The organism is Chitinivibrionales bacterium (genome assembly GCA_014728215.1).
Lineage (GTDB): Bacteria > Fibrobacterota > Chitinivibrionia > Chitinivibrionales > WJKA01 > WJKA01.
The window spans coordinates 23,993-41,870 of sequence record WJLZ01000054.1; the positions used below are offsets into that span (position 1 = coordinate 23,993).

Here is a 17,878-nt window from a genome sequence, read left to right on the forward strand (position 1 = left end):
TATTACCGTTTGAAAGGATACGTCACTTTACAACCAGCATCCTCCCTTGTTTTACTATCGACTTTGTTTGCCAGGTATAGAGCACCATCTTGCCAGCAATTTCCGAAGGTACGGCAAATATACTGTTTTTCTGCAACAGGTTTCTGGTGATTACCCTGCCATCAAGAGAATACAAGGTCAGAATGCCCTTTTCGGGAAGGGTAAAAAATGACCCCCCGGCTGTGGTAAGAGCCTGAAATTTCATGATCATTCCCCTCTGAAGTCCACGCATTACCGGAGTTTCCACCCCTTTCAGCCGGCCGAATTCAATATCACCGGCCGGCTCCCCGATCGGGTCATATTTGTATTGAAACTGCTCGTCAATCGTAATATCGTATCCTCCGTTATGGGCAACCTTGTCGGAAGCGTTTCCCCATGCAATCGAACCGTCATACACCCCGGCCGATGTTTCTATCAATGTAACTACTTCCTCTTCACTGCCCATCGTCATGAGTTTTATCGTGACGGTATCGATACCGGCGGTCTTATCGTCGTCATACACCCGGATATAGAGTAGATCGCCGGTTTTATAGAAATCGGTCAATTTTGCCTGATCACTGTAATCATCGGTATTGGCATAGTAGACCTGTCCCAGTGCACCAGAAAGAACGGTGGTGCTTGTTGTGGGATCGGGTTCTCCGATTCCGTTGTAGGTATAGGTGTAGGTTTCACCAATATCAATTTCCAGGGCGTCGTTGTCTGCGGTTCTCGAATCTGTTGGTGCAAAGGGAATGGAGCCCCGGTAGATTCCCGGTTCGGTCTCGGTAAGGGTGATCGTTTCCCGCTCACCCGACGGACCTTCAATGGTAATCGTAATCTCATCGGTATCGGGAGTTTTGGAATCGTCGGTCACCTGAATATAGAGGGTGTCGTTATACCGTCCGTAAGACCCACCGATAATTTCATTGGAGTAATTTCCGGTATTGAAAAACTCGACCTTTGCCGCCTGGCCTTCAAGAGTGGTCGATCCGGTTTTCTGATCTTCGTTAATGCCGTTATAGGTATATGATAATTCATCGCCTACAGCGACGTTGAGAATATCATTTCCACTTGTCCGGTCTGTAGATTGGCCGAAGGCGATTACGCCGCGGTAGACGGTTGGCGATGATTCGGTCAGGGTTACCGTTTCGCTTTCGCCGTCGGGACCTGCCAATTCTATGGTAACTTCATCCTCCCCCGATGTTTTTGAATCGTCGGTGATCTGGATAAACAACGAATCGGAGCGTTTTCTGAACTCTGATAAAGAAGCAAGGTCCGAATAAGAGCTACTGTTGCCGAAAGCTATTTCCGAATCGAAGGCCGTGAGGGTTACCGTCCCGGTAATCGGTCCCTGGTCTTCCTGTCCGATACCGAGGAAAGAGAATGAAATATCATCATCGATACCCACATCAAAAACATCGTTATTCGACACTCTCGCGCCGGGATCGCCGAAATCGATCGAGCCGCGGTAGGTACCGGTACCGGCTTCAATAAGCTGAACGGTTTCCCGTTCTCCATCGGGGCCGATGAGTTCGATTTCGGTGGTATCGACTCCTTTAGTTTTGGAGTCATCATATACCTGAATATAGAACGTGTTACTTGCCTTTACATACGCCTCGATTGTATCGGCGTCGGTGAAATCTTGAAAATTGGAAAACTGGACCAGTGTTTCAATACCCTCAAACACATAGGTATCCAGCTGAAAGTTGGTTTTAATTGTGACCCGTGAATCGGGGATATACCGCTCCGCATGGTAGAAATCAAAGGGATAGACGACCCCGTCCACCAGAAAGCCGTCGGGAAGGCTGTCGAGCCGGATGCTGTCGGAGATTGCCGAATGAACCCCGCCCAGATCCATGACCAGACTGTCGTTAACAAAAGCCCAGACATCATCGTCCCCTCTGAAGATAAAAAACTGCCCGGTACCTTCGTTGTAAGTAACCTGGGTGTGAATTTCTGTAGTAAATCCGTAGTTGTGATCGGGATGGTCGGTTTGAAGGTGCCCGTAGGGGTCGGGTCCCCCGGGATAGGCGGGTGTCCAGTTGGAGTCGTTGTCGATAGGGAAAAACTGGGGAAACGATATACCATATACCCCCGGTTCACCGTCGATTTCATCGAACTGGATATCGATATAAAAGGGCCGATTGACACCGGCAACATCGTTGTACCACTGTCCGAAATTGGAAGTGGTGGTGGCACAGCCGGCCCCGCTCTTGAGAACAACCTGCCGGTGATCTCCGGGGAACGGGGAATTCTGAACTCCTTCAAAGATGGTATTCTGGACCATGCCGTAAGTCGGGCCGCAGCTGTAATAATTAAAATCAGGATGCATCCCCGCAGTATCGATCGTATTTTTTTCTTTGAAATCACGGATTTTCGCTTTGACTATTTTGGTCTTTTTTCGGATATTCAGCTTGATACTGGTGGTAATTCTCACATTCGACTCAACCGTATGCCGCTCGGCATGAAAAAAATCGAAGGTATAGGTCTTCCCGTCTTCCAGAAAACCGTCGGGCAAATCATTCAATCGCACCGATGCACTTCGTGGAGGATGGACACCTCCCAAATCGATAACCAGGGAGTCGTTGATAAACACCCAGACATCATCATCACCGGTAAAAGAAAAAACCTGGTCCTTGTCCTGCAGGTAGGTGAACGTAGCATGGAATTCGGTGGTAAAGGAAAAGTTGTTTCCATCATAGTAATCATCAAAGGGCTCCAACGCCGGATCATTCAGGGAAACATAGGGCTCCCCGCTATTGAGAGGAAAAAAATTTGAATCGATATAGGTGACCAGGCCGTTTGCATGAACCAGAAAAGGCAGTTCGATCGCAAATTTCCGGTTTACCCCCGAAACATCGTTATACCATTGCTCGAAATTATCTTCTCCCGACCATTTTGTTCCAACAGCGGAGGCCAATAACCGGGGCCCCCGTTCATCACCGGCGATTGATGAGGTGTCATCAGTAGTATCGATACTGGTGGCGACTGCCCCCGTTCTGGCATCGCTTCCCTGAAAAGTCTCAAAATCCGGATGGTCTTCAGAGTTAAAATCCCGGATAATCACCTGAAACCAGGAGGTATCTACAACAGAGTCGGGATCCTGTGCCTGGATCGGCCGAACAAAGCCGGCGAGTATAACCGTCGATATAATTAATAATGCCTGGAATGAAAATTTTGAATAACCTCGTACAACCCCTGATTTAAGCGAATAAACCGCCATTAAGACACCATCTAAAAACATATTTTGCTCCCATTTCACAACGCTGCGTTGTATCTAATAATAAGTTTTTTCTTTCTGCCCTACGCCTAATCTATAATATATCAAATTTCCAAAATTTAACTATCATTTTTTTGTAATGATTGCATTTTAAATCCGAACCAATTAACTTTGGCAATCATTTTAAGCAGAATATGCACCGACGGTTCCTCGCGCCAAGACTGAATTTGCCTATCAGTTTTTTTGAGGAGTAAATTAAAAAAAGCAAATCTCCAACAGCTTCGCCCGGGTTTTAATGCCCTCCACCAAACCGGCTTATAGCGAATGCCGGAAGCCGTCTTATAGATACGAACCCGGGATATCGGTACGCGACAAGGCCATAAGTGAGGCACGAGACAGGCGCATACCGGGCCTATGCAACGATTAAGCAACAAAGCAGATGGGCTCGTCCAGTCTGATCAGCCGAGGGGAACATTGGTGAGACGGCTTCTAATATCTGGTGATCGACTCAGTCCACACAACAGCAGTACCATTTGAAATATTAACCAGTTTCACTCCCGGTTTGAGGGATTTCAATGGAATAATTGTAGTGCTCTCACAGTGGATCCGCCTCTCCATCCTTCCCCGGGCATCAAATATTTCAACCAGATATTTTCCCTTTTGCGGCAATTGTATTTTGAGTCCCCTGTTGGATTTTTGGACAACCGCGCCTCTTAAGCCGGCCTGATCATTCGCAGGGTCGAAACGATCGAAGAGGGAAGCCACCTCGATATCGGTACCGTCGATTTCATAACTATCACGATTATTATAATCATCGATATATCCCGGCGCAATATCTTCAACCGGCGCGCTGATCCAGAAATCACCATTCCAGGCTTTCTCAGCATAGCCCTCCGGATTATTAATTGTATCGTACTTGCACGGATGCCTGGTCAGGTTCAATGTTTTTTCCTTTTGCCAGTTCATGGCGATAATATTGGAGCCATCCTCGAAATCTCTACCCTGGGGAGACCAACCACAATACATAAGCGCCCAATAATCCGAATTTGTCGACCAGCCGCCGATTGTCAGGTTGCCGCCGCCGATTGTCTGATAAATGCCGTCACGATACACATGATTCTTGTCGTCATACACCTGGTTTTTCAGAAGCGTATCCACCGACCAGGAGTTCCACATGATATGATCGATATTACCGTCCTCCCCGACACTTCGGTCCTGCTGCCATGTCCAGGTCACCGTGTCGATTTTACCGACAGCGACCCTGCTGTGAAAACCGTTATTATTGTGAATGGTGTGAACCCCCGAAGGCGATATTCCCAACCCGCAACCACTCCCATTCTCAAATATCGTATTACCACAGGTAACATTCTGCACACCGCCGCCGAGTTCGGGAAGCTGAATAATACTCCAGTCCCCTGAACAGAGACTGGTGTTGGCGAGTTTTACATTGCCGGACAATTGTATCTGGTTCCCCGAGCTGCTGAATTCGACCACTTTTTCGGCGTCACCGGTTTGAACATGCACACGGTAAAGCTCTTCATTGCTCTTACTCGTCGTATAATACACATGCTCTCCCCGGGGCCATTCCAGAATCATACTCCATATCCGCCCGTCACCAACATCACCGGTGGGAACTTTTGTCAACTTTTTTATCGTTTTATTCACCCCTCCAAGCCGCATCACGCAAACATACCAGCCGTCACTCTCATTCTTAAAAAATGCTACATGGGTACCATAGGAATTGATCTGCGGAAAACGGGCGTCATTTCTGTTTTCAACATTCACCAGAAAGGTCGAATCGATCCACCGGTCATTGATAATGGTGTGCATGTCGATCCCATAGCCCAGAGGCCCATGATAAGTAGACACACATATACCACTCACGGCAAAAACGGAAAACGATATTGCCACTACAAACAGGCTGGAAAAAAATGCCTTTTTAAGCATCCCCGCTCCTTTTATATAATTATGAAATACAGACACATAGCATTGCCACTGAATGTGCAGATATGCAACAAAGTGGAAGCCCTTTTACTTTTTTATGCTGAATGGTAGGAAAAAATTTAAGTATTCACCTTAATTTAATATACTAAATTATTCTTTGCGCCGCTCAAGATTATTTTTGGTATTCACGTGATTGCAGAGGAGGTCAGGAATGCAGATCAGGAAAGATTATCCCAGCAGTCCATACAGTTTTTTGCACCGATGGTTATTTTTCCCGATCTATTTCATGCCAATCCTTATTTTATTGAACCCTGTTTCGCTGCTGTTTGCTCAAGACATTGCGTTCGAATTGTCCCCTCCGAAATTACATTACCATAAGGTATATTGAAAGCAGATATGAGGAGACTCAAATCTAACTACCAAAAAATAATTATTTTTTCCGAATCCTTATCGCATCTGTTGATTTTATTAATATTTGACAAATAATGAACGTTCCTCTTGTCGAATTCACCAAAGTCTGTTTCTCCTACGGCCGCCATGAAGTGCTTCATAATGTTTCATTTACCATTGAGGCCAACAGCTTTGTTGGTATAGTCGGTCCGAACGGCGGCGGCAAAACGACTCTTCTCCGGCTGCTTTTAGGACTGATTAAACCTGAGCGAGGAACGATAAGGGTGTTTGGAAAATCACCGCAAAAGGCACGGGCACAAACAGGGTATGTCATGCAGCACATGGAGTACGACTCTCGATTTCCCGCCACGGTTATGGATATCGTTCTTATGGGTCGGGTACATAATCATTGGGTAGGCCCCTATTCACGAGAAGATAAACGCCACGCCGAAAAGGCGCTTGAAGAGGTTGGCATGAAAGGCATGGAGTTGAAGCCCTTTGCCGAACTCTCCGGCGGACAGCAGCAACGAACGCTGATCGCTCAGGCCCTGTCCGGAGAACCAAAAATTCTTATCCTCGATGAGCCCACCGCTAACATCGATATCGAAGGAGAACAGGCGATTCATTCAACGCTTTCATCACTGAAAGAAAAAATGACAATCCTCTCGGTTTCTCATAACGTTAACACGGTCATCAGTACGGTTTCACATGTACTCTGTGTAAACCGGACAGCAGTAATAAACCCTATCGACGAATTGCATCCGGATACCATTGCCAAGACATATGGAGGAACAATGGCGGTATTGCACCATGCCATGAACTGCCATGTATTCGACCATTCTCGCACCCAGACTCTGCCGCACGGTGCGGAATTAACCGACAGGAAATCTGAGGCCGAATGATAGATTTTTTTCAGGATCTGCAGCGTTATACATTTCTTCAATTAGCCCTTGCCGCGGGCCTGCTCACTTCGGTATCTTCGGGGGTCGTTGGAAGCCTGATTGTTGTTCGTCGTTCTACCTATATTGCAGGAGCGATTTCTCACTGCATTCTCGGCGGCATGGGAGTGGCCAGATTCTTTCAGACAGTCTATGACATTTCCTGGCTTACCCCGCTTACCGGCGCCGTAATTGCAGCATTGATTGCTGCGCTGATTATCGGATGGGTCACGGTCTACGGCAAAGAGCGGATCGATTCGATTTTGAGCATTATCTGGGCTCTCGGCATGGCGATCGGTATTACGTTTATTATGAAAACCCCCGGCTACGGCCAGGATCTGATGAGCTATCTTTTCGGAAGCATTCTCATGGTTTCATCGCAGGATGTTCTTTTGATGGCAATTCTTGACCTGATTATAATTGCCGCAGTTGTTCTCTTTTATAACCGTATTCTCGCGGTTTGTTTTAATGAAGAAGCCGCTCTTGCCAAGGGGATACCGGTAGGATTATATATCATGATTATTCACATACTCACCGCTCTTACCACAGTACTTCTTGTCCAGGTCGTTGGGATTGTGCTTGTTATTGCGCTCCTGACTCTTCCTGCCGCCACAGTTTCGCGATTCACTCACCGGTTGTCATCAATGATGCTCTGGTCATCAGTGCTATGCATGATATTAATCGTTTTGGGGCTTATTATCAGTTACAGTCCCGAGCTTCCGGTTGGCGCCACCATTATCGAGCTTTCGGGTCTGGTATACCTTGGTGCCCTTGGAATGTCCCGATTACAAAATAAAATGTAAAAGTGACATTCATTTCCTTTGCTCACGGTATGGTTTCTCATTATTTTTAGTTTCATTAAAAATTCGACCACCATGAAATTACCAATTAAAACCATAACAGGGGAATCACAAAACCGATGCTCAAGAAATTAGTTCAAATACTAATCATTGGTACAATAATAATTTTTCCCGGATTTTCACAGAAATCTCCAACAACGGTTATTCTCGATACTGATATGGGGCTTGACGATGCCCGGGCGCTGGCATTGCTTTTCTGTTCGCCAAACATTCAGATAAAAGCGGTGGTTACTTCAGATGGTTCATCATCACCTGAAGCCGGGTATGAAAATGTCCAACGGATTTTCAGATATATGAACATAACGCCGATTCCAACCGGTATCGGCGGCCCGATCAATACGCCACCCTGGCGTGAGAAATCAAATACTCTGGGATGGACTCAATGGCCTCCGCCCGACCAGCCAAAGAAAAAGCCCCCGAGGGCTATGACTATAATTGAAAGTGCACTCAATCACGAAAAACAGCCGGTTACCTATATTTGTCTCGGCCCGCTTACCAATCTTGCAGAAGTTATACAAAAAGACAGGAATATCCTCAAACATGTTACACGGGTATTATACTTCGGAAACGCTCCGGACTCAAAAAATCCGGCCTGGAATACCCTCCGCGATATAAAAGCTGCCACACTCGTTTTCGAATCATCTATCCCAGTCTGGTCCTTCGCTCCATCTGGAGATAATCCTATCCCCTTTGATAAATCTCTCTATGACAGAATCGATAAAATTAACACCCCCGCCGCATGGCTTATCGCACTCACGCATCGTGATCCAAGGGTGCAAAAGCAATTCGGCACAAAGCATTCGATGATATGGGATGAAACTATCATTCTCTATCTTAACAAACCAGAGCTTGTCGCAAGCATGGAACGAACCGATAAAAATCCGATGTTCCGATTCACCGCCTGGGATAAAAAGAAAGCCGTCAAGCTCTATCTTGACCTGCTGAAAAATGATCGGCCCTCCATAGTAAAATCGATGGAACCATCCTCCGGACAGGATTTACAACATGACTGATCGTTGCGCTTTATTCAACAATACGGAAAAAACCATCGGAATAATCGCCGTATCCCGATGCGGGATCATAATCCTCGATGATAATTAAACAGGAATCGGACAGCGCCGAAATGTGGAGAGTGTCAAGACTGCCCGTCTGGGAATTGTAGTAATGCTTTACAAAATATTCAGGAACAGTAAAGGTAACTATCGAATCGGTTTGAGGATCAATTGATTTGGTAAATCCCGGGAGTGCAAACTGACATTTCCCGGCGTCGATTGCAATCTTGAGATTGGCATTGCCCGGTTTTTCGGAGCCGACCTTTACCGAACAGATTTCTCCAACAGCATATTCTTCACCACCATTGGGACTGACAACACTGTATACCGGATCAAAACGATCTGATGTACTGTCGCTTGTATCGGAAGGGATTGTATCACGGGGGTCTTCACTGAAATGAACCCGGCCGAAATACAGGGCGGTTGAACGGGCATCAATCGTGGTATCCTGAGGTGTCAGCAGAATCCATTCATTGCTCTGCCAATGCACAATCCAGACTCCCTGCCATTGGGATTCTTTATCGTTTTTCGCGATTAGATAGTCGTTGCTATTACCGAAATACCAGCCCCATGCTTCCATATCCGGGCGAACCTGAGGTGGTGAAAAATTGTTGGAGACAGCATTGAGATTATAATGCTCGCTATAATAGTTTAGCGGTGGATCTCCTGCTCTCCGGAATTCGGTTAATGTAACGCCGGCATGTCCGACAGGAACGCACTTACTGATATCAGTAATAAATGAAGGCACTGATGCACATAAGGAGCCGTCATGGCTCATTGTATGCGAGCAGCCGTCAACACGGCGGTATGTGTCATCTTTCCAAGTATAGATATCATCAACAGTAGCCATGCCGATACCGTTATCAGGAATTGTAATATACTCCGACCGGGCACAGCGAGAGCCGGTTACCCAGTTATCCATTCTTCCGAAAACCTGATCCCCGGCAACACCGAAATTAGCCCATGACGCGGCGGCCAATTCCCAGCGGGGCGATGAGCCGGTGAAATCGACCAGCGTGCGGTGTGCGCCGAAAAACACGGTATCTTCTTCAAAATATACCCGTATCGCCTTCATCACCTGCGAATTGTAAAGATAAAATATCTCTTCACCATAAGGACTATTCCTCACAAAACCCACGACCCTGGGGTAATTGGTATTTAATTTATCAACTGGAACTTCGGTTTTATGCAACCCGTTGTGGGTAATCAACCAGGGAGTCTGGGTCAATTCATCGAGATAGAGAATCCACTTGCCGTTTTCAGATATGCAGAGACAACTCGCCCTGGCATCGTCGGTATGCGCCACCAGCCAGGGCTTATAGGGGTGGTAATGCGACTTGTAGACACCGGGAACATCAACATTTGAAAAGACAAAATACCCCTCCGGCAAACTCGAGGGATCCCCAAGCCATCCATCGTCTTTATGGGTAAAGGATGTAGAGCGGTTCCGGTGTAAACATAGATTTCCCACCTCAGAGTATCGCTCCCCCCACGACTGTCTGATAGGCCCAGGACAATAAAATGAGACCCCGTATCACTGTCCGATGGATCCCAGGTGATCAGTGAATCGGTAAGGGTCATCCCGGCCACACTGTCGATAAAGAATAATTCACAGAGATCCTTATCGCTATCATTAACAGTTACAGGCCTCTCATAGAGCGTCGTATGATGAATCAGTGCCGTCATTTGCTCTGAAGAGGTAATAAATCGAGGGGCATTATTGAACAACTTCACGCAAAGAGACCACGACAGCGTATCCACGCCACCAAAAGGATCGGCAACGGAAACAGTTACAGAGTGAATACCGGTATCGGCCGAATCGGGAATCCATGAAAACAGCGAATCCAGAAGGACCATTCCGTCTGAACTGTCGCCAAAAAAGAACGCTAAAGAATCACCGTCGGAATCAGTAACACGAATTGTATCACGCATTTCCATAGCCGCGTAAACCGTATCGGGGAGCCCCTCGACAGGCGACAGTATTACCGGGGGATGATTTGTATCGCACACGGTTACGTTCCACGAAAGGGTATCGGCCGGCGCCCCGCTGTCGGTAACCGTAACGGTTATCCTGTGCGTCCCCGTGTCTTCAACTGAAGGCATCCATGAATATACCGAATCAACAAGCTGCACCGAAGGAACGGAATCAACAAGTGCGTAGTAGAGTTTGTCGCCGTCGCTGTCCCGGGCACGGATGGTATCCGAATACAGGGAACCGACACTGATCGAATCGTGCAGGGAAACAGAATCATAGAGAATATACGCCCAGTGGTTGGTATCCTGTACAGTAACAGTCCATTGAAGAGTGTCGCTTTTACCAGAGGGGTCTGCAACGACCATAAAGATTTCATGGAACCCGGTATCTTTTTCATGGGGAAACCAGTTCACAAAAGAATCCACCGCCGTAAAACTGTCGGGCATGACCACCAGGTCGAGATTAAGCGTGTCATCCCGGTCCTTGTCATAAACAGCAAGTGTATCCCGGTAGTGCCGACCGACAAAGACAAAGGATTTCATGTCGCCGGAATCGGTAAGAAAGACCGGAGGGTGATTAGTATCAAGAACGGCAAAAGTCCATTCGGCAAGGTCACTGAGACCGCGACTGTCGCGTACGGTAAATACAACCTGATGCAATCCGGTATCTTTTTCGATTGGAGAAACGTGAATGACACTGTCGGTAATTCGTACACAGGGAGAAATGGTAAAATATTCAATAATTGGTGAATCACCGTCCGGTTCATAAATGTGGAGTGTATCTGTTACAACAATTCCGACCCGGCATGTTTCGGGGAGCATTAACGAGTCGATAGTGTTTGTTAATATTTGTGGAGCACGGTTCCGGGGCGAAGAAGGGTCGTTGCTGCAGAGAGAAAGCACGGCAAGAAAAGAAACAGCAAGCAGCCTCCGACTACGTATACGGCACCGGTGAAATATATTGCTCATGTAATAATAATATGCTAGTGTATGTTCTGTTTCAAAAGATTTGAAAATACACTTAATGCACCGAGCATGTACAAACAGAAAAGAGCGATACAAGGAGCTGTTCGCCAAAAACCGACATGGAAGCGCTTCAAAGAGGGCTGGAGAACGAACGTCTCGGCTACAGACTCAGGGCCTATCCTGAAACCTCAGTCTTTTTAATCCCCCGATATTTCTATTTCGTATGATGTGCAGGCATGCAGGAACCGGGAAAGCATTCCTGCCCGGGAGCGATTGAGACGATGTTACTTTTCGGCCATCGAGGGTAAAGACGGCCCGGGAGCTGTTCGCAGGAATCGCATGTCCGAATCGGAGTGTTCCCTTTTTGATGCTGTTTGATGAGGGGGCGAGAGTAACAAACCAGGCCGAGGGATTAGGTTCTCCAACCGGAAAAATTTGGTTCCCCTCATCATTAACCTTGCCGTAGAGTTCATACCAGATTTCAACCGGTTCGCTATAGGGATTCACGAAAGTAGTCTCATAGGGCATTTCGGTAACAACAGCTTCACTGACAATTTCATTCCAGTCGGGATCGATCATTCTGAAAATAAAATAGTAATACATGGTATCACTGTCGGTCAGCCCCGATATTTCGGTATCAAACTCAACTGTACAAGGGGACGTCGCCTGCATGGGGACATCCTGGACACCGGGATAAACCCATTGAATCCGGACCTGTGCATAAAGAGCACCGACGGCACTTACAATAAATAGCGCAATTGCTGGAGAAATGAGGCCCCAAAGGTTTTTTTTCATTATTGTAAAATTTCCCATATTTCCCTCCACCTTTTCGACCGGTAATCAGTAAACAAAAACCTTGTATGAACCGACAGAATTGAATTCGGCGCCGGAAATTTTCAGCGTATAAATTCCTGGAGTTAATCCGCCCGTACCGATTGTCATACGTGCCTTATCATTATCCGTAATCGAGAACATTTTTTTTCCTTGAGCATTATAGAGACTTATATGCACGGGAACAGTTTGTTTTCTAACTAACCGAACAGATTTTCCATCATAAAATATTGTATTACCGGCATATATCTCTGGTGTGGATTTTACTCGCCAATTTGACAAAACTCCAGTTTCAGCTGTCGCCGGTCCGGTTTGTCCCCAGTAATCGACCGCCCGAACCCGATAATAGCCCTTTGTGGCCGGTCCGGAATGGAGATAGGCCGCGGAAACGACATCCTGTTCATTAACCCGGGAATACTGGCCATCCTCTGTGGCGGAATAAAGAATTTCGTAGGTTTTGATATTCTTTGACGGCACTTCATCCCACTCAACAAGGAACTCCCGTGTCTGATACATCCCCCCGTACTGCTTGACATTGACGTTACCGACCGCGGCGGGTGGTGAATCGGGTTGTTGTGTCACTACAAGAAGACTGACGGTGTTATAAGGCAAATCGATATTTTTCGTAAACGTACCGCCGCCGATATCCACCTGAACCGGCTCTTCAAGATATTCCAGTTCATCATGAAGCCGCATATCCGCAAGACGCTGCGCATCCATATTATCGCCGTCATTGGGGTCCACATAGTTGTACGGATTGCTGTGGGTCTCATCGATACGGTAATGGGTATACATGGCCGATGAAAAGGGAATATTGTTGATCGTCACCGATATTTCATGGACCGGTCCCTGTTCCGGAGTTTTTACGCTGTCGTGATAGAGAAGAAGCGCGATATCATCCTGCGCCGTTCTGGTTGCTATCACACCGATATTATCGGTAACCGGTGGCGCCTCAGTGACCGTAATACGTTTTTTTCCCAGCAACGCCATGGCGACAAGGATAGTGTATGAAGGAAGTTTCACCAGGCTGAATCGGGTTGCGCTGCCGAAGGGTACCATAAGCACCCGCTGACCGAATTCGCCCAGATGAATATTATCACGGGCAAGTCCGCCGTAATTAACTCCCATACTGTCGATAATACGGACAATGTGCTGATTAACAGAATTCGCGGTAAAGGACGCCATGTTCGGTTTGGCACGCCACCCATAATAATTTGCCCACCCCCCTTGTGCATCTCCTTCATTATTAATAATTGGAATATCAACAAGGGAAGGGTAATTTGTATGGATCCAATCGATAAATTCGATTTCCTGATTGACCTGTTCGGTAGGAGACTCTTTTTTATGATAGGTAATATGATCGAGTCGGACCCCCTGTTCCCCGGTGAAAATATTCGTTCCATTGGCGCAATGGTCATAAATATTGAACCGGTTGAAAGAGCTGATACCTCGCGCAATGGCGGCCCCCCCGAATTTCAATTCGGTATCCGCGGCTTTCAACCCTTCGGAACAGGCATCGTAATAGGCATAAAAATCTTCAGCACCAATAGTCGACATGCCGAAAGCCGAAACATCCGGCTCATTATTGGTCTCAAACATCCAGGTCCGAACTTCCTCAGCCCCGTATTTTTCAATTACATGGGAAGCAACATCCGTTATGAACTGCTTATACCTGGTACGCTCCCCTTCATCGGTGGCGAAAATATCATAATTCCATACATTGTCTTTAGGGCCCATAAGGGGGAACGTAACGCCCAAATCATTATGGACAATAGGATTGAGGACACTATCCAGTTTCGTGAAATCATAAGATGGATTATCGCTGTTGATATCACCTTCAACAAGGTCTAAAAGCCAGAGCGGACGGACATAATATCTATCATGAGGTATTGCACCCATAAAATCGAGTTGTTGACGCAATCTCGGTTCATAAAATCGTGCGGTATATAAAATGCCGGTCTCATTCCAGAAATGCTTGAGATCACCTGCATTCGGTGCATAATCGACAACGACACTTGTTTGTGCAAAGCCGGGACAAAAGACCCAGAAAAACACGACAAATGAAATAGTTGCACTCATCGTTTGATTTCTCCTCATATATACGCCTCCTTTTATAAATATAGCATCTTTGGCTTGTTAAATTATAATATACCATCTATATGAGTGATTTCTTTCGGTTTCATTAACAATTGAACTCTTTTTTTTTTTATGTTAACATAAATCTTTAATGCCTACCTGGATTTTAATCCTTTTTTTTGAATTCCGTTATATTATTTTAATTTATTGGAGGATTTGGCGGAGGAAAAGGCGAAAAGCTGCCAGTTCTTCGAAAGGAGCTGAATGGAGAAAATTCTTATCCTGGGAATCGGCAATCTTTTACAATCGGATGATGGTGTGGGGGTACATGCTGTTAACTATATCAAGAACAGATCGGCACCGCTGCCCGATCATATTGAAATTGAAGATGGCGGAACAGCCGGATTCGACCTTCTTCCTTTGTTCGAGGGCAAAAAAAGAGTTATACTTATCGATGCCATGCTTTCTTCCGCCTCTCCGGGAACAGTACAGCACCTATCGGTAGATGCGATATCATCGGGCAGTACAGATATTTCACTACATCAGGCAGGCATAAAAGAAATCATTACGACGCTTACGATGATAGGATTCACTCCCCTACTGGACATAGTTGCCGTAAGTGTAAAAAATATAACGACATGTTCTTTATCATTATCCCCCTCAGTGCGCAAGGCTATTCCAAAAGCTGCCGAATTAGCATTGAGGTTGGCTGGTGTAGATAATTATATTTTTGACTTGTTTATGCAATCGTGATAGCATGAGCAAATACAAATAAACCCAGATTTCTGTTTGTGAAAGGACGGAGATTCCTGAAACGTCGAGAATTTATTCATCTCATGGGAGGCTTTGGCGCTGCGCTTGCTTTCCCCAATGTGCTTTTGCAAGGATGTAAAAAGGCATTATATAAGGCGGGAAAGCAGACACCGGTGATATGGCTTCAAGGACAATCCTGCTCCGGCTGCTCTGTTTCGCTTCTCAATAGTATCGACCCTGATATTGCCAGTGTCATTACAGCCCATATCAGTTTGAATTTTCACCAGACAATCAGTTTTGCAACAGGTGATACAGCTATTAATATTATCAGGCAGGCTGTGGAGAATAAACGCGACGACTATATTCTGGTTGTTGAAGGGTCTATTCCTTCAAAGTCCGATCTTTACTGTACTCTTGGTGAAATCGACGGTCATCATAAAGGAATACGGGAATGGGTAGAAGAGCTTGGGTCCCGGGCCAGAGCGGTGGTAGCTGTTGGAACCTGCGCTACCTATGGCGGTATACCTGCAGCCGAATTGCGCGCAACCGGGGGAAATCCGACCGGAGCGCAATCAGTCGCAGAAATACTTCCTCAAAAAACCGTCATCAATGTTCCGGGCTGCCCTCCCCATCCCGACTGGATGGTTGGTACGCTGGTACAGGTTGTTCTGAAACGAAGGCCCAGACTGGATGAATACGGCCGTCCACTGCTCTATTTCAAAGACACGGTTCATGATAATTGCGAACGCCTTCAATACTACAAGCAGGAAGTATTTGCAGAAAAATGGGGCGATGAAGGCTGTTTATATAAACTTGGCTGTCTTGGAATAGATACAAACTGCGATATCCCCAAAAGGAAATGGCTTGGCGGTGTCAATTCCTGCACCGGATCGGGCTCCGGGTGTATTGGATGTACCGAACCGGCATTCCCGGACACCGGGAAACGGGGATTGTATGAACACAAGAAAGGATAGAAAAGTGATGAAGTAATGGAATAGTGGAGTTCCGGGCAGGCCCGAAAGCGAGGGCATGGTTTCTTCCCATTACTCCAGTACTTTACTCCAACTCCGATTATGAAAAAAGTATTAATAGATCCGATTACCCGCATTGAGGGCCACCTTTCAGTAGAATTGGAAGTTGAGGGTGGCAAGGTAGCTGCGGCCCACGTACGGGGCGACATGTTTCGTGGATTCGAAATGATCCTCCGGGGCAGAAATCCCGCGGATGCGATTCAGATTACCCAGCGGATCTGTGGTGTTTGCCCCATATCTCACGGGATTGTCTCCACCCGTGCCGTCGATTCGGCGCTGGGAATCACGACCAATTCAAACGGCAGACTTCTGCGTAATCTGGCCCTCTGCGCCAACTATCTTCAGTCGCATATCCTTCACTTTTATCATCTTGCCGCGCCCGACTATGTCGATATCACCGCCGTACTGAAATACTCGGGCAATGATGAAAAAATCAATTATGTGAAGCAATGGGTCCAGTCTGAGCTGGAGGCCAAGAAGGGCAGAAAAGATGCGATCACGGCCGCTGCACCCTTTTTGCCCCGGTATGAGGGTAAAGAGTTTTACATCCAGGATCTCGATCTCAATATCGCCGCAATTACTCATTATCTCAAAGCACTCGAAATCCGCATGAAAACCCATAAAATGGTTGCCATGTTCGGCGGACGGGTACCACATGCCATTTCCTTTGTCCCCGGCGGCCTTGCTCAGGTCCCGTCGACAGAGCAGGTTAAAGAGTATCGAGCGCTTATTTCGGAAATAGAAGATTTTGTTAAAAACGCCTATATTCCCGATGTCCTCGCGGTGGCAAATGCCTATTCGGATTATTTTTCCTATGGTAAATTTACCGATTTTCTTACCTATGGAGAATTTGATGAACAAGACGGGTCCTTTTTGTTTCCTCAAGGGATTTATGCCGGAGAAACCGGGGAATCCTTTGACGCCTCTCTGATTGCAGAGCATGTTAAACACTCCCGGTATAAATCGTCAACCGGTTTACACCCTTCAAAGGGCGCTACAGATCCGCAACCGGAGAAGGAAGGCGCTTATTCCTGGATGAAATCCCCACGATACGGTGGGAAACCTCTGGAAGTCGGTCCCCTTGCCCGAATGGTTGTGGGTTACACCTCAGGAAATCCGGTCATTAAAAACGAGATCGATTCATTGCTGCAATCGACCGGACTCGGAGTTGATGCGCTTTTTTCCTCACTGGGAAGGCATGCATCACGGGCTCTGGAATGTAAAATTCTTTGCACAAAAGCTTATCAGTGGCTGGATGAAATCCAAATCGGTGCCATGGCCCGGTCTACCTATGAAATACCACAGGAGAGTGAAGGCATGGGGTTGGGTGAAGCCCCCCGTGGTGCGCTGGGACACTGGATTGCAATTAAAAACGGCACAATCGATAATTACCAGTGCGTTGTGCCGACAACATGGAACGGCGCTCCCCGTGACGACAACGGGATTGCCGGTCCGATGGAGCAATCGCTTATCGGCACTCCGGTTGCCGATCCCGACAACCCGATCGAACCGGCGAGGATCGTGAGATCTTTTGATCCCTGTATCGCCTGTGCGGTCCATGTTATTGGAAACTCGAAATGAAAAACAGAACATACCAACGGAATAATACGAGCATGACCAATTATACCATAAAAATTGTATTACCAATAATTATATGGTCCTGTACCTTTGCTGCCGAGCTTGATTTTTCCTGGGGTAACTCGCTCTACGGACGAGAGAACCGTATTGATACAACCGTATCAAAGCTGAATGCGTATCAGGATGTTCAGCTGAGCGTAAAACGAATCGGCAATAAATTTTCCCTTTTTTCCGATTTTGGTTATAC

The 17,878-nt window shown here is 46.7% G+C and carries 11 protein-coding genes; 6 read left to right on the forward strand and 5 right to left on the reverse strand.

What is annotated here, in order from left to right:
• Nucleotides 1-22 precede the first annotated feature (22 nt).
• Nucleotides 23-3,262 (reverse strand): fibro-slime domain-containing protein, encoded by a 3,240-nt coding sequence (locus GF401_03735; protein MBD3344156.1) that lies wholly within the window; start codon nt 3,260-3,262, stop codon nt 23-25.
• Between the two features lie 465 nt (nt 3,263-3,727).
• The gene (locus GF401_03740; GenBank protein ID MBD3344157.1) at nt 3,728-5,185 is read right to left on the reverse strand and encodes a hypothetical protein; all 1,458 of its coding nucleotides are present in this window, start codon (nt 5,183-5,185) and stop codon (nt 3,728-3,730) included.
• A gap of 482 nt (nt 5,186-5,667) precedes the next feature.
• Between GF401_03740 and GF401_03745 the strand changes: the two genes are divergently transcribed.
• The 3 genes from GF401_03745 (at nt 5,668) to GF401_03755 (ending at nt 8,383) form a co-directional block, all read left to right on the forward strand.
• Nucleotides 5,668-6,474, forward strand: coding sequence for an ATP-binding cassette domain-containing protein (locus GF401_03745; protein ID MBD3344158.1), 807 nt, complete (start codon nt 5,668-5,670; stop codon nt 6,472-6,474).
• Complete coding sequence (locus tag GF401_03750) at nt 6,471-7,313, forward strand: iron chelate uptake ABC transporter family permease subunit (protein ID MBD3344159.1); 843 nt, start codon at nt 6,471-6,473, stop codon at nt 7,311-7,313. The genes GF401_03745 and GF401_03750 overlap by 4 nt, the downstream gene beginning before the upstream one ends.
• 116 nt (nt 7,314-7,429) lie before the next feature.
• A complete protein-coding gene (locus GF401_03755; GenBank protein MBD3344160.1) occupies nt 7,430-8,383 on the forward strand; it encodes a hypothetical protein in 954 nt (317 codons plus the stop codon).
• Nucleotides 8,384-9,646: 1,263 nt separating this feature from the next.
• Here GF401_03755 and GF401_03760 read toward each other — a convergent pair.
• The 3 genes from GF401_03760 to GF401_03770 form a co-directional block, all read right to left on the reverse strand.
• Nucleotides 9,647-11,365 carry a hypothetical protein gene (locus GF401_03760; GenBank protein ID MBD3344161.1) on the reverse strand — a complete coding sequence of 573 codons (1,719 nt, stop codon included), beginning with the start codon at nt 11,363-11,365 and terminating at the stop codon, nt 9,647-9,649.
• Between the two features lie 165 nt (nt 11,366-11,530).
• On the reverse strand, nt 11,531-12,157 hold the full coding sequence (locus tag GF401_03765) for a hypothetical protein (protein MBD3344162.1): 627 nt from the start codon (nt 12,155-12,157) through the stop codon (nt 11,531-11,533).
• Nucleotides 12,158-12,202: 45 nt separating this feature from the next.
• Nucleotides 12,203-14,290, reverse strand: coding sequence for a hypothetical protein (locus GF401_03770; GenBank protein MBD3344163.1), 2,088 nt, complete (start codon nt 14,288-14,290; stop codon nt 12,203-12,205).
• Nucleotides 14,291-14,533: 243 nt separating this feature from the next.
• Here GF401_03770 and GF401_03775 point away from each other — a divergent pair, with 243 nt between their 5' ends.
• From GF401_03775 to GF401_03785, 3 genes are all read left to right on the forward strand, one after another.
• Entirely contained in the window at nt 14,534-15,022 is a 489-nt protein-coding gene (locus tag GF401_03775; protein MBD3344164.1) for a hydrogenase maturation protease, read from the forward strand.
• Nucleotides 15,023-15,060: 38 nt separating this feature from the next.
• On the forward strand, nt 15,061-15,996 hold the full coding sequence (locus GF401_03780; GenBank protein ID MBD3344165.1) for a hydrogenase small subunit: 936 nt from the start codon (nt 15,061-15,063) through the stop codon (nt 15,994-15,996).
• Between the two features lie 99 nt (nt 15,997-16,095).
• Nucleotides 16,096-17,634: a nickel-dependent hydrogenase large subunit gene (locus tag GF401_03785; GenBank protein ID MBD3344166.1), complete on the forward strand. Its 1,539-nt coding sequence runs from the start codon at nt 16,096-16,098 to the stop codon at nt 17,632-17,634.
• The last annotated feature ends 244 nt before the right edge of the window (nt 17,635-17,878 follow it).